General features: G+C 37.7%; 21 protein-coding genes and 1 pseudogene. 14 read left to right on the forward strand and 8 right to left on the reverse strand.

Translation table 11 applies throughout. The features are described from left to right. Both ACQKEV_RS17190 and ACQKEV_RS17195 read left to right on the forward strand, forming a co-directional pair. Positions 1-607 (forward strand): Ig-like domain-containing protein (locus ACQKEV_RS17190; protein WP_427457996.1); only part of this gene is annotated, 607 nt, incomplete at its 5' end. Positions 608-782: 175 nt separating this feature from the next. After that, the gene (locus ACQKEV_RS17195; RefSeq protein WP_427448093.1) at positions 783-1154 is read left to right on the forward strand and encodes a hypothetical protein; all 372 of its coding nucleotides are present in this window, start codon (positions 783-785) and stop codon (positions 1152-1154) included. A gap of 71 nt (positions 1155-1225) precedes the next feature. Here the strand turns inward: ACQKEV_RS17195 and ACQKEV_RS17200 are convergent, their stop codons facing one another. The 4 genes from ACQKEV_RS17200 to zwf all read right to left on the reverse strand — a co-directional run bounded on the left by ACQKEV_RS17200 (position 1226) and on the right by zwf (position 5823). Then, positions 1226-1414 (reverse strand): hypothetical protein, encoded by a 189-nt coding sequence (locus ACQKEV_RS17200; RefSeq protein WP_427448091.1) that lies wholly within the window; start codon positions 1412-1414, stop codon positions 1226-1228. A gap of 150 nt (positions 1415-1564) precedes the next feature. Further along, a complete protein-coding gene (gndA, locus tag ACQKEV_RS17205) occupies positions 1565-2980 on the reverse strand; it encodes an NADP-dependent phosphogluconate dehydrogenase (protein WP_427448089.1) in 1416 nt (471 codons plus the stop codon). Between the two features lie 26 nt (positions 2981-3006). After that, complete coding sequence (locus ACQKEV_RS17210) at positions 3007-4350, reverse strand: glucose-6-phosphate isomerase (RefSeq protein WP_427448088.1); 1344 nt, start codon at positions 4348-4350, stop codon at positions 3007-3009. Between the two features lie 30 nt (positions 4351-4380). After that, entirely contained in the window at positions 4381-5823 is a 1443-nt protein-coding gene (zwf, locus tag ACQKEV_RS17215) for a glucose-6-phosphate dehydrogenase (RefSeq protein ID WP_427448115.1), read from the reverse strand. Positions 5824-6297: 474 nt separating this feature from the next. Between zwf and ACQKEV_RS17220 the strand changes: the two genes are divergently transcribed. Both ACQKEV_RS17220 and ACQKEV_RS17225 read left to right on the forward strand, forming a co-directional pair. Further along, entirely contained in the window at positions 6298-6915 is a 618-nt protein-coding gene (locus ACQKEV_RS17220; RefSeq protein ID WP_427448086.1) for a cyclase family protein, read from the forward strand. 47 nt (positions 6916-6962) lie between these two features. Continuing rightward, the gene (locus tag ACQKEV_RS17225) at positions 6963-7778 is read left to right on the forward strand and encodes a Cof-type HAD-IIB family hydrolase (RefSeq protein WP_427448085.1); all 816 of its coding nucleotides are present in this window, start codon (positions 6963-6965) and stop codon (positions 7776-7778) included. Positions 7779-7830: 52 nt separating this feature from the next. Here the strand turns inward: ACQKEV_RS17225 and ACQKEV_RS17230 are convergent, their stop codons facing one another. Then, positions 7831-8817 carry a Gfo/Idh/MocA family protein gene (locus ACQKEV_RS17230; RefSeq protein ID WP_427448083.1) on the reverse strand — a complete coding sequence of 329 codons (987 nt, stop codon included), beginning with the start codon at positions 8815-8817 and terminating at the stop codon, positions 7831-7833. Positions 8818-9092: 275 nt separating this feature from the next. Further along, positions 9093-9464: a VOC family protein gene (locus tag ACQKEV_RS17235; RefSeq protein WP_427448081.1), complete on the reverse strand. Its 372-nt coding sequence runs from the start codon at positions 9462-9464 to the stop codon at positions 9093-9095. Between the two features lie 182 nt (positions 9465-9646). On the opposite strand from ACQKEV_RS17235, the gene ACQKEV_RS17240 reads away from it, so the two are divergent. Continuing rightward, on the forward strand, positions 9647-10153 hold the full coding sequence (locus tag ACQKEV_RS17240; protein WP_427448079.1) for a DUF1456 family protein: 507 nt from the start codon (positions 9647-9649) through the stop codon (positions 10151-10153). 212 nt (positions 10154-10365) lie between these two features. Here ACQKEV_RS17240 and ACQKEV_RS17245 read toward each other — a convergent pair whose 3' ends face one another. Further along, a complete protein-coding gene (locus ACQKEV_RS17245) occupies positions 10366-10671 on the reverse strand; it encodes a hypothetical protein (RefSeq protein ID WP_427448077.1) in 306 nt (101 codons plus the stop codon). A 230-nt stretch (positions 10672-10901) separates the two neighbouring features. Between ACQKEV_RS17245 and ACQKEV_RS17250 the strand changes: the two genes are divergently transcribed. From ACQKEV_RS17250 to ACQKEV_RS17275, 6 genes and pseudogenes are all read left to right on the forward strand, one after another. Further along, the gene (locus tag ACQKEV_RS17250; RefSeq protein WP_427448076.1) at positions 10902-11636 is read left to right on the forward strand and encodes an EcsC family protein; all 735 of its coding nucleotides are present in this window, start codon (positions 10902-10904) and stop codon (positions 11634-11636) included. Continuing rightward, positions 11633-12427, forward strand: a complete 795-nt coding sequence (locus tag ACQKEV_RS17255; RefSeq protein WP_427448074.1) for a DUF4097 family beta strand repeat-containing protein — start codon at positions 11633-11635, stop codon at positions 12425-12427. Before ACQKEV_RS17250 ends, ACQKEV_RS17255 begins: the two co-directional genes overlap by 4 nt. A gap of 131 nt (positions 12428-12558) precedes the next feature. Continuing rightward, positions 12559-12945, forward strand: a pseudogene (locus ACQKEV_RS17260) (DUF302 domain-containing protein). Between the two features lie 20 nt (positions 12946-12965). Continuing rightward, positions 12966-13241, forward strand: coding sequence for a DUF1292 domain-containing protein (locus tag ACQKEV_RS17265; RefSeq protein ID WP_269927608.1), 276 nt, complete (start codon positions 12966-12968; stop codon positions 13239-13241). Between the two features lie 155 nt (positions 13242-13396). Further along, positions 13397-14581: a cation:proton antiporter gene (locus ACQKEV_RS17270; protein WP_427448071.1), complete on the forward strand. Its 1185-nt coding sequence runs from the start codon at positions 13397-13399 to the stop codon at positions 14579-14581. Between the two features lie 145 nt (positions 14582-14726). After that, the gene (locus ACQKEV_RS17275) at positions 14727-15485 is read left to right on the forward strand and encodes an exodeoxyribonuclease III (protein ID WP_427448069.1); all 759 of its coding nucleotides are present in this window, start codon (positions 14727-14729) and stop codon (positions 15483-15485) included. Between the two features lie 60 nt (positions 15486-15545). Here ACQKEV_RS17275 and ACQKEV_RS17280 read toward each other — a convergent pair whose 3' ends face one another. Then, the gene (locus ACQKEV_RS17280) at positions 15546-15923 is read right to left on the reverse strand and encodes a hypothetical protein (RefSeq protein WP_427448068.1); all 378 of its coding nucleotides are present in this window, start codon (positions 15921-15923) and stop codon (positions 15546-15548) included. Positions 15924-16099: 176 nt separating this feature from the next. On the opposite strand from ACQKEV_RS17280, the gene ACQKEV_RS17285 reads away from it, so the two are divergent. The 3 genes from ACQKEV_RS17285 to nadE all read left to right on the forward strand — a co-directional run bounded on the left by ACQKEV_RS17285 (position 16100) and on the right by nadE (position 18726). After that, positions 16100-16303 carry a hypothetical protein gene (locus tag ACQKEV_RS17285; RefSeq protein ID WP_427448067.1) on the forward strand — a complete coding sequence of 68 codons (204 nt, stop codon included), beginning with the start codon at positions 16100-16102 and terminating at the stop codon, positions 16301-16303. Positions 16304-16416: 113 nt separating this feature from the next. Further along, the gene (locus ACQKEV_RS17290; RefSeq protein ID WP_427448065.1) at positions 16417-17886 is read left to right on the forward strand and encodes a nicotinate phosphoribosyltransferase; all 1470 of its coding nucleotides are present in this window, start codon (positions 16417-16419) and stop codon (positions 17884-17886) included. Positions 17887-17898: 12 nt separating this feature from the next. Continuing rightward, positions 17899-18726, forward strand: coding sequence for an ammonia-dependent NAD(+) synthetase (gene nadE / locus ACQKEV_RS17295; protein ID WP_427448064.1), 828 nt, complete (start codon positions 17899-17901; stop codon positions 18724-18726). Positions 18727-18868: the final 142 nt, after the last annotated feature.

Raw genomic sequence — 18868 nt, forward strand, 5'->3', positions numbered from 1 at the left:
TGCATCCGGTAATTATGAAGTTGCAATTCCTGTGCAAAACGCGAGCACGAGCATATCGGTTACAGCAAAAGATAAGGTAGGAAATGTAAGTGCAGCGAGAACAACGAAAGTAACAAAAGTCGCACCGGATATGCCAAGTGTGAACATGGTAAATAACAAGGCGACGAAAGCGACAGGAAAGACAGAAGCAAATGCAACCGTGACATTTACAATAGCAGGCAAAGCATACAGTAAAAAAGCGGATGCATCCGGTAATTATGAAGTTGCAATTCCTGTGCAAAACGCGAGCACGAGCATATCGGTTACAGCAAAAGATAAGGTAGGAAATGTAAGTGCAGCTAGAACAACGAAAGTAACAAAAGTCGCACCGGATATGCCAAGTGTTAACCCGGTAAAATCGTCTTCAACAACCGTGACAGGAAAATCAGAGAAGAGTGCTATTGTCACAGTGAAAATCGGAACGAAGGTATATACAGCAAATGCCAATGCCGCAGGAATTTATAAAGTGTATATACCGAAGCAGAAGGCAAAAATTAAATTATATGTGAATGCAAAAGACACTAAAAGACAAGTAAGTTCAACAAGAACCATTACAGTATTACAATGAGTGGACAGATAAACAGAGGATTTAACATTAGAATCTTAAAAAAAAGACGACCAGATAAAAAAATCTGGTCGTTTTTATGTTTTTTACGTATCTAATTAAATGTCTAAAAGCGCATACTATGTTAGTATCCGTTTCTTGGTAGCGATTTGTTATAATTGTTTAGAGGTGGAAAGAAATGTTTATTGCTATATTTTTTTATATTATGGCCCCTTTACTTTCTCTTTCGATAGGGCTATTAGGAATTTCAATGATTAATGGGAAGTTTGTAAAGGAAGTTGAAAAAATAATCTTAAAGCCAAATAAATTTGGATTTAATAACATTCTTACTAATTTAGGACCATTAATATTTGGTATATTTGTTATCATTGTAAATTCAATACTTCCAAATAATATGGGGAAAATTATAACGAAAATTATTTATGTAATTATAGGATTAATGTTCATTGTTTTAGCGATTCTAATGCTTTATATGATAATCACAGAGGGAAATTCAATTATATCTGATGTTAAAAATAATCTTGCCACCAAAAAAGAAATCCCTTTTTAAGAGGGTTTCTTTTTTAGTGCTATCCTCATCCTGTAGATTAAGTAAAGCGCAGGGGTATTCTCAAAAAACAATTAATGCATCCCTTTCCATTCCCCTTGGTTTTTGGATGCTTTTTCTTTTTTCGCCTTTTCTTTTTTCGCTCGATTAGCATTTGCACTGCCACTGCTAAATTCTTTGGAGAATTCTGAGTCTGTTTTACTGGAGTCAAAGCCTTGTTTATTCTTCTGTTCTGCATCATTTTTCTTAGTTCGTTTCGCCATAGATATCACTCCTTTTTTTCAGTATGAGAAATGAAAGTAGAAATATACGTCCCGATTTTTTCGTGCAATTGAAATTTCAAAAGACATGAAAAAGCACCAGATACCGAAACGACTTGTTTCAGCAACTGATGCTTTTTGTTTTTGTTTCTGTTATTTAGCTGTCCATTCAGTATGGAACGAGCCATCTTTGTCTAAACGCTGATACGTATGTGCGCCAAAGTAATCGCGCTGTGCTTGAATCAGGTTAGCTGGCAACGTTTCTGTACGATAGCTATCATAGTAAGCCAGTGCACTTGAGAAAGCAGGCGTTGGAATACCTTGTTGAATTGCCAAGCCTAGAACCTCGCGAAGGGAACTTTGATATTCTCCTACGATTTCTTGGAAGTACGGATCAACTAAAAGGTTAGGCAAGTCGCTGTTCTGGTCAAAAGCTTCTTTAATCTTTTGTAAGAACTGAGCACGAATGATACAACCTCCGCGGAAAATCATCGCTACGTCTCCGTAAGGAATGTTCCAGCTATACTCTTCGGATGCTGCACGCATTTGTGCAAACCCTTGGGCATATGAACAAATTTTACTCATATATAAAGCTTTACGAATCGCTTCAATCAATGCAGTTTTATCTCCTGCATACAGATTCGACTCAGGACCTTTCAAAATTTTACTTGCTGCAATACGCTCTTCCTTAACAGAAGAAATAAATCTAGCAAATACGGACTCTGTAACGATTGGAAGAGAAACACCTAAATCCAGTGCACTTTGACTTGTCCATTTCCCAGTCCCTTTTTGACCAGCTACATCTAAAATCTGATCAACGAGTGGATTTCCAGTTTCCTCATCGATCTTTGTGAAAATATCCGCAGTGATTTCGATCAGGTAGCTATCAAGTTCTCCTTTGTTCCACTCAGAAAATATTTCATGCAATTCCTGCGCTGACAGACCAAGAGCATGTTTCATGATGAAATACGCTTCAGAGATTAGTTGCATATCCCCGTATTCGATTCCATTATGAACCATTTTCACATAATGACCTGCTCCATCAGCTCCCATGTAGGTACTACACGGAGTACCATCTACTTTCGCTGAAATTGCATTAAGAATTGGTTCAACTTGTTCATAAGCTTCTTTCGACCCCCCAGGCATAATCGATGGGCCTTTACGAGCTCCTTCTTCTCCCCCGGAAATTCCGGCACCGATGAAATGTAAACCTAATTCTTTTAAGGTTGCTGTACGTCTATTCGTGTCTTCAAAGAATGAATTTCCGCCATCCATAATAATATCGCCGTGTTGAAGGTGAGGGATAAGAGAATCAATGACCGAATCAGTTGTATCTCCTGCCTTAACCATCAATAATATTTTGCGTGGAGTTTCTAAAGAAGTGACGAAGTCCTCGATGCTGTAAGTACCGTGAATATTTTTATCTTTCGCTTCATTCTTAGATAATTCCTCTGTTCGATCTGTCCAGTAATCATAGACAGATACCGAAAAGCCCTTGCTTTCCATATTCAGCGCAAGATTCAAGCCCATCACGCCTAAACCAACAACGCCGATTTGTTGTTTTATCATATTCTTACCTCATTCCTATGCATTATTTAATCTAATATGGATAGTCGATTTTCTAGTTCCTCTTTTTCTTTTTCAAAACCATCTTTGCCAAGTAATGCAAACATATTCTTTTTGTAAGCTTCCACACCAGGCTGGTCAAATGGATTGACACCGAGTAAAGTTCCGCTAATTGCGCAAGCTTTTTCGAAGAAATAAACCATTTCGCCAAATGTGAATTCATTGAGTTCGTCAAGTTCAATCAGTAAATTTGGAACTCCTCCATCAATGTGTGCAAGGGTAGTTCCGAGGGCTGCTTTTTTGTTTACTTCATCCATAGTTTTTCCTGTTAGGAAATTCAAACCGTCAATATTGTCTGGATCTTCTTCAATGATTCGTTCAACTGAAGAATGTTTTATCTCTAGAACAGTTTCAAAGAAAAGACGACGCCCTTCTTGTACATACTGGCCCATCGAATGTAAATCGGTTGAGAAGTTAACGGAAGCAGGAAAGAGGCCTTTTTCATCCTTTCCTTCACTTTCTCCGAAAAGTTGTTTCCACCATTCCGCCACAAAGTGTAGGCCTGGCTCATAGCTTACAAACAATTCAACTGATTTCCCTTTATTATAGAAAATATTTCTTACTGCGGCATATTGGTAACTTGCATTGGTCGCAAGATTAGGATCATTGTATTTGTGATAGGCAGCTTTTGCTCCATCCATCACTTGGTCAATGTTCAGTCCGGCTACTGCCATTGGAAGTAAACCTACAGGTGTCAGAACTGAATAACGCCCACCAATGTCGTCTGGAATAACAAATGTTTCGTACCCTTCTTCGCCCGCAAGTTTACGAAGCGCACCTTTGCTTTGATCGGTCGTCACATAAATTCGATTTCGTGCTTCTTCTTTCCCATACTTTTTCTCCATAAAATTGCGGAAAATACGGAATGCTAGAGCAGGTTCTGTCGTTGTACCTGACTTGGAAATCACATTAATAGAAACGTCTTTTCCTTCTAATACCTGGAGTAAATGTTCGATGTATGTCGAGCTGATATTATGTCCAGCAAAATAAACTTCCGTATTGCCTTTGATTTGGTTATGGAAAGTGTGAGACAAAGCCTCTATGGCTGCCTTGGAGCCTAAATAAGAGCCGCCAATACCAATAACGATTAACGCATCTGACTGTTGTTGAATTCGTGTAGCAGCTAGCTTTACTCTGTCAAATTCTTCTTTATCGTAGTTAATTGGCCAGTCAACCCATCCTAAATAATCAGATCCTGGGCCTGTCTGTTGGTGAATTTGATGATGAGCTTGTTTGACAAATTCACTTATATTTTCAAGCTCACTACTTTTCATAAATGATAAAACATTGGTGGAATCAAATGAAACTGTCATATTTTAAAACTCCTTTTGAATGATATTTTTCTACCACCACTTAAATTGATCGGATAGTAGAAGTTGATTTGCTTCTTCAGGACCGCTTGAGCCAGCAGAGTAAGAAGCTAAAGGTAAGAGATCCTCCTGGAATGCTTCTAAAATCGGTTGGATCCACTTCCATGATAATTCTACTTCTTTCCAATGCGCAAAGAATGCTGCATTACCGAGCATGGCATCAAACAGAAGAAGTTCATATGCCTCTGGTTGGCCTTTCGAATTGGTTGAGAAGTTAATGCAAACAGGTTCAAAACGATTACTGGAAAGATCTTTCATGTTCACCTGTAAAGAAATGCTTTCATTCGGACTAATTTCGAGAATCAATAAATTTGGAGTGATTCCTTCGCCATCGGATTCTTCCAATTTGTTTTTAAACTCGAAAACAATGCGTGTAGATTTTTGATTCATTCGTTTTCCTGTACGTATATAAAAAGGAATGCCATCCCATGATGGACTATCGATATATAAGCGTGCTGCGAAATACGTATCATTTTTTGAGGAATCATGAACTCCTTGCTCATCTTTATAGCTAACTACGGGAGCTTTTAGAATCTCTCCGGATTCATACTGACCTCGAACAACATTTTGATAGACATTTTCTTTCGAAATGGGTCGGAGTGATTCAATAATTTCCATCTTTTTAGCACGAATTTCTTCTGCCGTTATTTTCTTTGGAAGGTATATGGCTGTCATCATAACCAACTGAAGAAGGTGGTTTTGAACCATATCACGAATCGCGCCTGCCTTATCGTAATAACCAGCTCGACCTTCTACCCCAACCGTTTCACTGGCTGTAATTTGAACATTTGCAATTTGTTTATGATCTAACAATGATTCGAGCGCAGGATTGGCTAATACTAACGTTTCTAGATTTTGGACCATTGGTTTTCCTAAGTAGTGGTCAATTCTGTAGATTTCTTCTTCATTAAAAGTTTTGCTCAATTTCATATTTAATTGTTGTGATGATTCTAAATCACTTCCAAATGGTTTTTCAACAATAAGACGTTTCCATCCTTCGGGTTGACTGATTCCACTTGTATGTAGATTTGATGTAATAACTTCAACGAGAGATGGTGCAACCGACAAATAGAATACTCTATTTCCAGGGATATCTAACTCGTTTTCACGGCTTTCAATGAGTGCTTGCAATTGTTGGTAGGACTCTTCGTGTGTCGCATCAAATGCACAGTACCGAAACTTGGATAAAAAATCTTGCAAACTAGAAGGTTGAACAGCTCTTCTGGAGAATGCATGAAGGGAATTTTCTACTTTCGACTGGAACTCTTCATTAGAACTCTCACTTCTGCCTAAGCCGACGATTGAAATATTATTAGGTAATTTACCATCTAAAAATAAATTATATAAAGCAGGAAATAGTTTTCGTTGTGCTAAATCTCCTGTAGCTCCAAATAAAACAAAGGTCATGTCTTCCATGAACCATTTCTCTTTGAATTCAATTAAACGATCTTTCACGTAAAATCCTTCTGAGGCATTTACTTTCACCATATTGTATTCACTCCTACTTTTACAATCAGTATTTGTTTAAACCTTGACTGATAATCGCAACAGTTCTCAGTATACTGAACGAATTCAATTAATGTAAGTATGCACTTTGTAATCATTGTGTAAAAAAACGGTTCAGTTCGTTGTTGTAACAGGGGAGAGGAGGGAAAAGCAGGTGAAGGATGCTGTTAATAAGAGATTTAAAGAGAGGGTTATCGCTCCCTTCGTGCGAAAGGTACGATAAGCATACATGGCGATCATTGCTCTAAAAAGATTTATCCGAAGAATATCTCCTTTATTTATACCTATTGAGCCTAAGCAGTTTCACTAGACAACTTACAGAAAAACATGCGAGGATAACATATAGATTGAGAACTAATTGGACAATGGAAAGGTTGATAACAAATGAAAATGTATGATGTGACAGGGACGATTCATGAAGGAATGACCGTTTATAAAGATAAACCAGAGAAACAACCAAAATTCAATCAAGTAACAAATGGATATGTGACCGAAACACGTTTAGAAATCGATGTACACACAGGTACACATATCGATGCACCACTTCACATGGTTGTCGATGGGGATACGTTTGAAACGATTTCGATGGAAGATCTTGTAGGGCAAAGTAAAGTTTTTGATTTAACACAAGTAGAAGATGGAATTTCAAAAAAGGATTTAGAGAGTTTTGATATTCAAAAGGGTGATTTTGTTTTACTTAAAACAAAAAATTCATTTGAAGAGACATTCAATTTTGATTTTATTTACCTTACACATGATGGTGCGGAATATCTTTCTGAGATCGGTGTAAGAGGGATAGGGATAGACACTCTTGGAATCGAAAGAAGTCAGGAAGGGCACCCAACGCATAAAACGTTGTTTGCAAATAACATCATCATCATAGAAGGACTTCGTTTAAAAGAAATCGAGCAAGGTGAATATTTTATGGTTGCTGCACCACTCAAAATCGTGGGAACAGATGGCTCACCTGCGAGAGTGTTGCTATTTGAAGGGCTAAGATAGACTTGAAAGACTTTGCAAATTAAAACGTGTCTACAAGGAGAAAGTGTATGTATAAATTGATTGCGATCGACCTTGATGGGACGTTACTAACAGACGAATTATTGATTTCACCTGCTACAGTCTCTGCCATTCAGAAAGCGGTAGGAATTGGCACGATTGTAACGATTGCTACTGGTCGGATGTTTCCGTCAGCAAAGATGATTGCACAGCAGTTAGATATCAATGTCCCGCTAATTACTTATCAGGGTGCAATAATCAAAGATATTAATGAAAAAGAAGTGATGTACGAGCGTCTTATTCCTCCAGATATTGCACAAAAGTTAGTGAAGATTGCAAATGAGAAAAACATACATCTGCAGGTGTATCAAGATGACATCCTTTATAGTGCATCGGAAAATGAAAAGCTGATTACTTATTGCGAAGCTTCTCAAGTACCGTATCAAATAGAACCAAATCTCGATAAGCTGGCCAAAAATGGATTTACGAAAGTTCTCTTTATTGACGAACCTGATTACCTTAATACCTTACAAGATGAATTACAAACAGTGTTTGGAGAGCGTGCTCACATCGCGAAATCCAAAAAACACTATTTGGAAGTAACCCACCCAGAAGCAAACAAAGGGAGTGCCCTGCTACACCTAGCGAAAATGCTTGGCATTGAGCGTTCAGAAATCATCGGGATAGGTGACAACCACAATGATCTCGAACTTGTTACAACGGCAGGCTTAGGTGTAGCGATGGGCAATGCAGTAATGGAATTAAAAAATCGTGCTGACTATATCTCACTTTCGAATAATGAAGATGGTGTACTCCATGTGATAGAGAAGTTCATCTTAGAACCTGCGAGTGTGGTTATGAAATAATCAATATTAAGACTTGTTACTCTGAATCCCATCTCGTTTGGCAATCAGTGCTTTATTTAGGGTCATTTGGAAAGACAAGCCCTATTTCTTTTCGTACTTGATCCAACACTTGCATTGTCGTGTATGAGTTTTCAAATGAGTTAATAGATGATTCCGTTTTAGTTTGGTTAATCAAATCAATAAATTCTTTTACTTCATAGTACATTGCAGGATGAGATTGTTCGACTGTCAATGGTTCGATCGTGCCGTCATTGTAATGAATGTCTACTTTTTCAGCCGTATGGATCTTATCAATTATCATACTGCCGTTTTCACCTTGAATTTCGCTTGGTAAAAAAGAGTTCGTTATTTTGGAGTACATGACAACCGCATCTTTATCATCGTATTTTAAAAGAACACTCCCTTCACCGTCCACGCCAGAATCAAGCATAAGACCCGTTGCTTTCACTTCTTTTGGTTCACCAAATAATGTGATAAGCGGATACAAACAATAAACCCCCAGATCCATTAATGAGCCGTTTGCAAATTTAGGATCGAAGGCGTTCAAGACTATTCCTTCTTTGTATTTATCATAACGTGATGAATACTGACAATAGCTTGCGAAGTATCTACGGATAGGACCGATTTTGTGTAAGTTATTTTGTATGATCTTGAAGTTTGGAAGTAATGTTGATTTCATTGCTTCCATTAAAAGGACATTATGATCTTTTGCTGTTTGTATCATCCTCGCTACTTCTGTTGCATTAGCAGCCAGGGGCTTTTCACATAAAACATGTTTGGCATTCTGCAAAAATAAAATGGCTTGTTCTGCGTGTAATGAATTAGGAGTAGCAATATAAACCGCATCTATTTCTTCACTAGCTGCCATTTCTTCTAAGTTTGTAAAAATTTTTGTTATCCCGTATTTGCTTGCGAATTCCTCAGCCTTCTCACTTGTTCGAGAATAAACGGCTGTTAGTTTAAAATCCTCAACCGTACTTGCTGCTTCAAGTAATCTTTCTGTAATCCAGTTAGTACCGACAACGCCGATTCGTATCATCTTTCTAACCTCATTTCTCCGTTATGTTATCGTAAATCATTCTTTTAAATCGCATTTATTTATAAGAGAGTTATGTCCGAACTATGCAGTACTTAGTATAAACAGTAAATAAAGTTTATCAAAGTAGGACCTTGTTTTGCATATATTGTCATCCTTTTACCAACATCCTTTTGGTCATTTTATGTGCAAGAATGCCCAAAAAAAGAGCGAAGCTTGGTGACATTGTCACCTTACTTCGCTCTTTCATATGTTCAGCTCTTTTGATTATCAGTTCGTTATACGTGTTGATCCACCAGAATCGGGTTGCCATCTGGATCTTCAATTGTAAAACTTGCAGGACCTTCAGTTGATTCATCTGCTTCAGTCAGCATGGTCATTCCTTTTGCTTTAAGTTGCTTTTGAAGGTCTCGAATATCAGTAAACGAATTGAGATTCTCCGCATTTTGACTCCAACCGGGATTAAACGTAAGAATGTTCTTCTCAAACATTCCCTGGAATAATCCGATGACGCAACTTTCATTCTTCATAATCAACCAATTTTGAGTAATTTCCCCGCCTAAAACTTGAAAGCCCAGGTCTTCATAAAATGCTTTTGATTTATGAATGTCTTTTACAGTTAAACTTACAGAAAATGCGCCTAGTTTCATATTTCCTCCTTATAAAATCTTATTATTCAGATATCTGTTTAAGTATATATTTGTTACTAGAATTACACAACATCCGTTGGTATACGGAGCTGTTGAATTAAATTCAAGGTTTTGTGCTATCATAAGGATGAAATCGATTGTTCAAATCGTATAGTATAGGCAATGTAATAGGAGGTTTATTAATGGATAATAATGATATTTTAATCAGATTAAGATATGCTCTGGATATAAAAAATAAAGATATGATAGAGATCTTTAAACTGGGTGGCATGGAGTTTTCAAAAGAAGAAATCCTGCTGATCCTTACAAAATCTAAAGACGATTTTGATGAAATTGATTATGACAACTATGATGAAGAAAATATCAAATGCGACAACGTCATGATGGAATCTTTTTTAAATGGCTTTGTTACTTTTAAAAGAGGAAAACAAGATCCGAAACCTGGACAACCTGAAAGACCGGCAATTACTGGTGAAAGAGTAAATAACCTTCTACTGAAGAAATTGAAAATTGCACTGGAATTAACTAGTGAAGATATGCTTGAAATTTTTGATAGCACAGGTATCACGGTAACAAAAGCCGAGTTAGGTGCTTTATTAAGAAAAGAAGGTCACAAGAATTATAAAGAGTGTGGGGATAAATTCGCCCGCAATTTCTTAAAGGGTCTAGCTATAAAACATAGAGGATAAGGGACGGTCAGCATAATCATAAGAGTAAAGTTCGGTTGCATGTCCATTATTTATTTTGGTCTGCTTGGTTACGACTTTACTCACTAGTATTGTCTCAATAATAAATACACAAAAAGATGGCTCTTGGACAATCCAAGGCCATTTTTTTGTGCATTTATTCAGGAACGTAAGGAAGCTCACCTTATGTGGAACTGTCAGCACATGTTCTTCCGTTAAATTGTTGATGAACCTGGGAATGAAGAAAGGAATTTTTCATGGCTGATGGAAAACAGGCTGTGATAATTTTTAATTGCATTTATTCTGTCGAGTATACGTGGGTCTTCATCTAAATAAATTTTCATTTGATGGATTTCTTCTTTATTTTCTAGATAATGATCTTCAATTGTATCCTTCGCATACTCAAATAACGTGATTATTTCTTCTTTATTTGAATTAGCTGGAATGAAGACGTAATAGACGTATTCTTCTCTAATTCCTAAATATTCGCCAGAAGAATCCTTAAAATATCTAAATAACATGTTAAATCTCCTTTTTATTTTCTATCCATATAGTATGCGTTATTTGGCTGCATTTATTCATCTAGGGGAGGGGTCCTTCTTTTCTCGATTTTTCATCATATGTATAGTACAGCGACCCTAACTCTTCACCGGCTACTACGTCTCGAGACGTAGAAATAAACACTTCCGAGGTCCATTATGAAAGCTTTGGAAAATGACTAAACTTAAAGTGTACAGAAAGGGAAGAAAATATGGTTGATTATACGATGAAGATCGAACAAGAACTCAAAATATGGAAGCAGAAAATGAGCAGAAAATCGGGTCTCATAAGCCGTGTTTCTAAAAATGCACAGACGAAATTCAATGGTCTTCTTCCAGAAAAGTTTCATAATGTGATGACTGAAAGCATAAAAAACATGGTGAAAGCCACACTTGCCGGATCCAACATAACGACGAGAAAAAAGTACCCAACGGATTTGAGTCTTTATGAGCGAGACGAACTATTTAAGCAAAAGCTGTCCACTTTCAGAAAAACGGCAACAATTGAAGGAGCGGGAACTGGAGCAGGGGGCATCCTTCTTGGCATGGCCGACTTTCCATTACTGTTATCGATTAAAATGAAATTTCTTTTTGAAGCAGCCACTGTGTATGGGTTTGATACCAATGATCCAGAAGAACGAATTTTTATCCTGCATATATTTCTATTGGCCTTTTCAAGCGAGGAAAAAAGAAAAGAGACTTTAAACATCATCGAAAATTGGGAGAAACAGAAATCTCTGGTCGCTGATATGGACTGGCGGGAATTTCAACAGGAATACCGGGATTACATCGATTTAGTGAAAATGTTCCAGATGCTACCTGGCATTGGAGCCGTAGTTGGTGCATTTGCTAATTACAATCTACTGGATCAACTCGGCGAAACAGCAATGAATTCTTATAGGTTACGGTTAATACATGATAAAGAGAATGGGGCGGACAGAATATGATTTGGAAAAACAAATTAGTCATTTCAGTAGTACTATTGCTTGGGGTAGCAGGTGGAGTAACATATATGTTCAATTCCATGAAAGTCTATGGACAAAACGACGATACTAAACTTATTCAAGACGCCTTTACAAACATTGAAGTGACGACTAATAATGCCGAAGTGGTAATTGTGCCAACTAAAAGTTCAGAAGCAACTGTTGAATATACAGGTGCTAATAAAAAGCACAAATACATTTTTAATGTAGATGTAAAAGGAGATACACTTTTCGTTCAACTGAAACAGAAACGTCGATTTTTCTTTTCGTTCGGTTTTAATTCAAGTGACTTGAAACTGGCAGTCAACGTGCCTGAGAAACAATATAAAAATCTCCATGTAGAGAGTGACAATGGACGGATCAGTGTAGAAAATATACAGTCCGAAGGGATAATGCTCGAGACGGACAATGGTCAGATACAAGTAAAGAAAGTGCTAGCCAAGAACGTTCATGTTGAAAGTGATAATGGCAAAATTGTTTTGGAAGATATTAAAGGGAAAATTAAAGGCGAAACAGATAATGGGCAAATTTCATTGATTACAAAAAAACTGGAATGGCCAATTGATTTAGCAACAGATAACGGCAGTATCACAGTTAAAACTGAATCGGAACCAGAAAATGCAACGATTGACGCAAAAACGGATAATGGAAAAGTGACCATTTTTGGCGATAAAGATAACTTTGTGAAATATGGCAAAGGTAAGTATCTAATAACGTTGCGGACAGATAATGGGCCAATAACGGTAACGAAATAAGTGAATGATGGATACTTCATAAATAGTTAACACGAAATCCCGGCAAGGGTTTCGTGTTTTTTTTCGCATTTATGGGTATACAAATAGAATGTAAACCGTTTCTTAAATCAATTTTCAAGGGAGCGATACGAATGAGTTTTCATTATACAGTTGAAACAGATAAGTCTATTGACGAGACAATAAATGCTCTAGAGACTACACTGAAAGAAGAACAATTTGGTGTTCTTTGAGACTTTGATTTAACGGCGAAGTTACAAGAAAAAGGAATGGATTTTGATTCTCCATACCGTGTACTTGAAGTTTGTAACCCGAAAGAAGCAGATCGAGTTTTAAAAGAAGATAAAGTCATTGGCTACTTTTTGCCATGTAAGATTGTGGTGTATGAAGATGCGGGTAAAACGAAAATCGGCTTACCTAAACCCACAACTCTTATTGATCTAGCCAATAACGAGAAACTTACTGAAATAGCGACCGATGTAGAAAACAGACTAATCCGTAGTATCGATCAAGCGATTTAATAATAGGAGGAGAATACACCATGGAAAAAATTGAAGTGGGCGACATTTTTACATTAATGGATGAAAACGATCAAGAGCAAGAAATTGAAGTACTCGGAACATTAACGATTGATGAAGTGGAATATGCAGCAGTCGCATTTGCTGATGAAATCGATGAAGATTCTGAAGGGGATATTGATGTATTCTTCTTAAGAGTCGAGGACGATGAGCAATTATCTCTGATTGAGAGTGACGAGGAATTTGATAAAGTATCAGCTGCTTTTAAAGAATACGAAGATGAAGACGATGCAGAATAATTAAGTAAAGGATTTATCCATTCAGGTGATGAAAGAGTGAGAAATACACTCCTTCATCACCTTTTTTAAAGATATTGTTACAGAAGACACAGAGAGTTAAGGTCTATCGTAATGGTATGAGAAACCCTTGAATAGGGTATGCAAGGATATAGATAATGTTTTATCAAGATAGAGAGGTGTGTGAAAAGGAAATGAATTTGCCTTTAGGCATAGGATTGATTTTGTTTGTATTGTTTGTTGTTGCATTTGTAGGAATCAAATTATTACGCATACCAGATATCGTCATTTTTATTTTGTTAGGAGCAGCTTTATCTTTTACGAATTATTTTGGCGATACTGATGTTTTTAAAGTGGCGGGGGAGATTGGTCTGATTGTCTTGTTTTTCTTGCTTGGGATGAAATTCACGTTCCGTGAGCTTGGAAAAAAAGGCAAGAAAGTCTGGAAAGCCAGTGCGCTCGATGTGGTTCTCGGCATCGGTGTTACATTTGCCATTTGCCAGTTTTTTGGTCACGATATCTACACCTCTCTATTAATTGCAGGTCTTGTTTACGCAACTAGCTCATCAATAACAGTCAAGTTGCTCGAACACAAAAATAAATTGGATAATAAAGAATCAGGATTCATTTTATCTTTTTTAATATTTGAAGATCTTATTACACCCATTTTAATTACTGTATTGATTGCCTTGAGTGGCGATGGACTTACAGGACTCGATTTTGTACTGATTATCCTGAAAATTGCACTGCTTGTAGCAGGGGCATTATTTATAGGAAAAGTCGTATTCAAAAAAGCACATGATTTAATTAAACGCTTCATTGACGAGGATTATTTCGTCTTATTTGTACTCGGGGTAGCGATTACCTATGGTGGATTTGCCCTCTACCTAGATTTATCTGAAGTTATTGGCGCTTTCCTGGCAGGGATTATGCTTGCCGAAACAAGCTTTAGAGACAAAGTTCAAGAAGTAGCACTGCCGGTAAGGAACTTGTTCTTGCCATTCTTCTTCTTGAATTTTGGTCTTACCCTGAAATTCACTGATGAAGTTCCGGCGATCGGCCTATTGATTACGGTTGTCTTTTGGTCGATTTTGTCCAAAATACTTATTGGCTACCTCGGAGGTCAGTGGTATGGGCTGGACAAACGAGAGTCGTTTGAAACAGGGTTAGCTTTAACACCAAGAGGAGAATTCTCCGTTATCATTGCCGGGTTGGCAACAGGTGTCATCCAGATTTTTTCCGGCATGTATATCTTGATAGCGGCTTTAATCGGAATGTTGTTATTCCAAATGGCTCCTAAAATCGGTCAGATGTTAAGCAAAAGAGAGAAAAAAACTGGTTAAAATCTTTGTGAACAATAGAAAACATCTTCGGAAGCCCACTAAATGTTCTGGAATTCTGAAGGTGTTTTCTTTCTGTCTTTTTTGAGATCGCTGAAGTGTTTGATATAGTAATTCATAGACTTAGAGTATAAAAGGAGTTACATAGATGAAAATAATTTCGTGGAATGTGAATGGCATTCGTGCGTGTGTAAAAAAAGGGTTTCTCAAGTATTTTCAACAGGAAAATGCTGATATTTTTTGTCTGCAAGAGACAAAATTGCAGGTCGGTCAAATTGAATTGCATCTGGAGGGTTACGAACAATACTGGAATTATGCAACAAAGAAAGGCTATTCCGGTACAGCCGTTTTTACAAAGATTAAGCCACTTTCCGTCAAATATGGAGTAGGGGACATGAGTGAAGAAGCAGAGGGAAGAATTTTGACCTTGGAATATGAACAGTTTTACTTAGTTAACATCTATACGCCGAATGCCAAGCGAGATTTAACAAGACTTCCTTATCGCTTGGAGTGGGAGGATGAAATGCGGTCCTATTTAAAGCAACTGGATCAAATCAAACCAGTAATTATGTGCGGAGATTTAAATGTGGCTCACGAAGATATCGATTTGAAAAACGCCAAAACAAATAGAGGGAACTCAGGTTTTACAATAGAAGAACGAGGCAAAGTGAATGCGCTGCTCCAGGAAGGTTTCACCGATACATTCCGTTACTTCTATCCAAGTACAGAAGGAGCCTATACGTGGTGGTCATACATGAGCAAAGTAAGGGAAAGAAATATCGGATGGAGAATTGATTATTTCATCGCTTCGAATCGACTACAAAACAAACTTAAAGATTCATATATTCATCCTCAAACTCTCGGAAGCGACCATTGTCCAATTATTTTGGAGTTGAAAGACAGATAAAAAGCCTGTCATGAGTTCAGTGAACTTGTGAAAGGCTTTTAATAGGTATGTTGGATGCTGTTAACCAATCCGTTTAAAAAAGCTATTGTTTGTTTGTAAAATTGAGCCGATGTAGCCCGAAAGATAGGCAATAAGAATGACAAAGATGAAGGTTAAATCAACTGAAAAATGGCGGCTGTAAAGTTCACTTAAAACGATAAAGAGTGCTCCGCAAATACCACCTATATGTGGGGATGATTTAATATAATAACGTATCGCCACTAATCCGCCGCTAACCGCTATAATGAAAAAATTGATTTTTACGAGTAATTCATATGACATTTCAGGCAATAACTTAAATTCAATGAACAGTAAAAACTGCAGGATGATAAACTGCACAATCAAAGATATTAAGATAACTGGCAGCCAATCAAATTTTCTTCCTCTCAGTATGAACAACCTCCTTGTATCAAATTGTAAGCATAACAGGCAGTAAAAAGAAGATAAGGGGTTTCAATCGTGACAACTGATGGGAATTATGAAAATAGCAAGAGAAAATTTCCAGTAGGCACTGAAAATCGAGTATAATGAAGAGAAGCAAAGACCAATTTTATGTCTCCGAAGGAGGAATCTATATGACAGAAAATAAAGAAACGAATCAACAAGAAGCACCAAAGAAAAAAATGTCGTTAAAAGAAGCGATGCAAAAGCAGCTGGAAGCTAAGAAAAATCAATCAAATGATAACAATGCCAAAGGAAATGCAACGCAATCTGCTAAGAAATTGCAAAGTCAACAAACTAAAAAAGTGAGCAATACACGCAGAAAAATGGGTACATAAACGATCAACGCAAACCAGTGTTACAATTGGTTTGCGTTTTTGTTAGGAAAGATAAGATTTGGGGTAAATGGTGTATACTAAGGACAATTATGATCGTGGAAGAAGGTTTTATGATGACTTCAAAATATGCCGATGATGGACTTGCGTTACATACAGACTTATATCAAATCAATATGGCGGAAGCTTACTGGGCTGACGGTGTACATAATAGAAAAGCAGTATTTGAGCTATTTTTCCGCAAATTGCCTTTTGGAAATGGATATGCCATTTTTGCAGGACTCGAACGCGTTTTGGACTTTCTTCGGGAATTCCGTTTCTCGGATAGTGATTTAACGTATTTGCAGGAAGAGCTTGGATACAAAGAAGATTTTATTAGTTATTTACGCGAAGTCCGTTTTACAGGGGACGTATATTCCATGGTGGAAGGTGAACTTGTTTTTGCTAATGAGCCAATCATTCGCATTGAGGCGCCACTTGTGGAAGCGCAACTGATTGAGACGGCACTTTTAAACATCGTGAATTATCAAACGTTAATTGCAACAAAAGCAAGTCGTATTAAACAGATTGTGAAAACGGATACAGTGATGGAATTCGGTACACGCCGAGCACAGGAGATGGATGCCGCAATCTGGGGCGCCCGTGCTGCGGTCATCGGTGGCCTGGAAGCAACGAGTAATGTCCGTGCAGGTAAAAAGTTTGGCATTCCTGTGGCCGGAACTCATGCGCATTCACTTGTACAAGCGTACAAGAGCGAATATGAAGCTTTCCACTCGTATGCAAAACGCCATAAAGATTGTGTGTTTCTTGTAGATACCTACAACACGTTGAAGATTGGTGTTCCGACCGCTATTCAAGTAGCAAAAGAGCTCGGCGATAAAATTAACTTCATTGGCATCCGTTTAGATAGCGGTGATATTGCCTTTCTTTCTAAAGAGGCTCGCAGAATGCTTGATGAAGCCGGATTCACGGAAGCGAAAATTGTTGTATCGAATGATTTGGATGAATATACAATTTTGAACTTGAAAGCTCAAGGCGCAAAAGTGGATATGTGGGGAATCGGGACAAAGTTAATCACCGCCTACGATCAACCGGCTCTAGGAGCGGTTTACAAAATCGTATCCATTGAAAGCGATGAAGGCGTAATGGAAGATACAATCAAAATTTCTTCTACTACTGAAAAAGTTACAACGCCGGGCCGTAAAAAGTTATACCGCATTATTGATCGTGAAAATGGTAAAGCAGAAGGGGATTACATCACGATGTTTGATGAAGATCCAACACATGAACAGCGATTGAAAATGTTCCACCCCGTCCACACATTTGTATCTAAATTTGTAACAAACTTTGATGCGAAAGATCTCCATACAAAAGTCATCGAAAAAGGACAAGTAATCTATACGAATCCAACTTTGTTTGAAATGCGCGATTATGCGAATACGAATTTGGAACTGCTTTGGGACGAGTATAAACGTTCATTAAATCCAGAAGAATATCCAGTGGATTTAAGTCAGAAATGTTGGGATAACAAGATGCGGAATATCCAGGAAGTTCAAGAAATGGTCGACCGCATGCATTACACTTGAGGAGGCGCTGTCATGACAAACTTACAACAGACTATTATAGAAGAAATGAAAGTGAAACCATCGATTGACCCCCAAGAAGAGATTCGGACATCGATTGATTTTATGAAGAGCTATCTTAAAAAGCATTCATTCCTAAAAGGTATGGTGCTAGGGATTTCAGGCGGACAGGACTCAACGCTTACCGGCAAACTTGCACAAATGGCCGTAAATGAGCTAAATGAAAAAGCGGGAGCTGACACTTATTCTTTCATTGCTGTACGTTTGCCATACGGCGTACAGTTTGATGAAGATGATTGTCAAGATGCACTGAATTTCATTCAACCCTCAAAAATTTATACCGTAAATATAAAAGACGCAGTCGATGCCAGCAAGCGTGCACTAGATGCTTCCGGAATCACGCTTTCTGATTTTGCCAAAGGCAATGAAAAAGCACGAGAGAGAATGAAAGTTCAGTATTCTATCGCTGCCATGCATTCGGCAGTCGTTCTTGGGACAGACCACGCAGCTGAAGCTATCACTGGTTTTTATACGAAATTTGGAGATGGTGGGGCAGACTTAGTTCCGTTATTCAGACTAAATAAACGTCAAGGTAAGCAAATGTTAAAGGCTTTGGATAGTCCTGAACATCTGTATACAAAGATTCCAACGGCTGATTTGGAAGAAGATCGACCGGCATTACCGGATGAGATTGCACTTGGCATAACATATGATCAAATAGATGATTATTTGGAAGGCAAAGAGATTCCTTCCGAACCACGGGAAAAATTAGAAAACTACTATTTACGTTCTCAACATAAACGCCATTTGCCGATAACTGTCTTTGACGACTTTTGGAAATAATCTAAAGCCCACATGGAAATCATCCATGTGGGCTTTAGACTGTAAACAAACCATAAAATGAGTGAATATAACTGCGTACTATTGAATATGAGTTTATGCAATAATTTGTTGATTTCCTTTGCGGCGGACGCGTTTCGCGGGC

The sequence above is a fragment of the Paenisporosarcina sp. NPDC076907 genome (assembly GCF_050269735.1).
Taxonomy (GTDB): domain Bacteria; phylum Bacillota; class Bacilli; order Bacillales_A; family Planococcaceae; genus Paenisporosarcina.

Bases quoted from the DNA above. Each gene is read 5' to 3' on its own strand.
- ACQKEV_RS17195 (WP_427448093.1), top strand. From the start codon at position 783: ATGTTTATTGCTATATTTTTTTATATTATGGCCCCTTTACTTTCTCTT.
- ACQKEV_RS17200 (WP_427448091.1), bottom strand. From the start codon at position 1,414: ATGGCGAAACGAACTAAGAAAAATGATGCAGAACAGAAGAATAAACAA.
- gndA (WP_427448089.1), bottom strand. From the start codon at position 2,980: ATGATAAAACAACAAATCGGCGTTGTTGGTTTAGGCGTGATGGGCTTG.
- ACQKEV_RS17210 (WP_427448088.1), bottom strand. From the start codon at position 4,350: ATGACAGTTTCATTTGATTCCACCAATGTTTTATCATTTATGAAAAGT.
- zwf (WP_427448115.1), bottom strand. From the start codon at position 5,823: ATGGAAGACATGACCTTTGTTTTATTTGGAGCTACAGGAGATTTAGCA.
- ACQKEV_RS17220 (WP_427448086.1), top strand. From the start codon at position 6,298: ATGAAAATGTATGATGTGACAGGGACGATTCATGAAGGAATGACCGTT.
- ACQKEV_RS17225 (WP_427448085.1), top strand. From the start codon at position 6,963: ATGTATAAATTGATTGCGATCGACCTTGATGGGACGTTACTAACAGAC.
- ACQKEV_RS17230 (WP_427448083.1), bottom strand. From the start codon at position 8,817: ATGATACGAATCGGCGTTGTCGGTACTAACTGGATTACAGAAAGATTA.
- ACQKEV_RS17235 (WP_427448081.1), bottom strand. From the start codon at position 9,464: ATGAAACTAGGCGCATTTTCTGTAAGTTTAACTGTAAAAGACATTCAT.
- ACQKEV_RS17240 (WP_427448079.1), top strand. From the start codon at position 9,647: ATGGATAATAATGATATTTTAATCAGATTAAGATATGCTCTGGATATA.
- ACQKEV_RS17245 (WP_427448077.1), bottom strand. From the start codon at position 10,671: ATGTTATTTAGATATTTTAAGGATTCTTCTGGCGAATATTTAGGAATT.
- ACQKEV_RS17250 (WP_427448076.1), top strand. From the start codon at position 10,902: ATGGTTGATTATACGATGAAGATCGAACAAGAACTCAAAATATGGAAG.
- ACQKEV_RS17255 (WP_427448074.1), top strand. From the start codon at position 11,633: ATGATTTGGAAAAACAAATTAGTCATTTCAGTAGTACTATTGCTTGGG.
- ACQKEV_RS17265 (WP_269927608.1), top strand. From the start codon at position 12,966: ATGGAAAAAATTGAAGTGGGCGACATTTTTACATTAATGGATGAAAAC.
- ACQKEV_RS17270 (WP_427448071.1), top strand. From the start codon at position 13,397: ATGTTTTATCAAGATAGAGAGGTGTGTGAAAAGGAAATGAATTTGCCT.
- ACQKEV_RS17275 (WP_427448069.1), top strand. From the start codon at position 14,727: ATGAAAATAATTTCGTGGAATGTGAATGGCATTCGTGCGTGTGTAAAA.
- ACQKEV_RS17285 (WP_427448067.1), top strand. From the start codon at position 16,100: ATGACAGAAAATAAAGAAACGAATCAACAAGAAGCACCAAAGAAAAAA.
- ACQKEV_RS17290 (WP_427448065.1), top strand. From the start codon at position 16,417: ATGACTTCAAAATATGCCGATGATGGACTTGCGTTACATACAGACTTA.
- nadE (WP_427448064.1), top strand. From the start codon at position 17,899: ATGACAAACTTACAACAGACTATTATAGAAGAAATGAAAGTGAAACCA.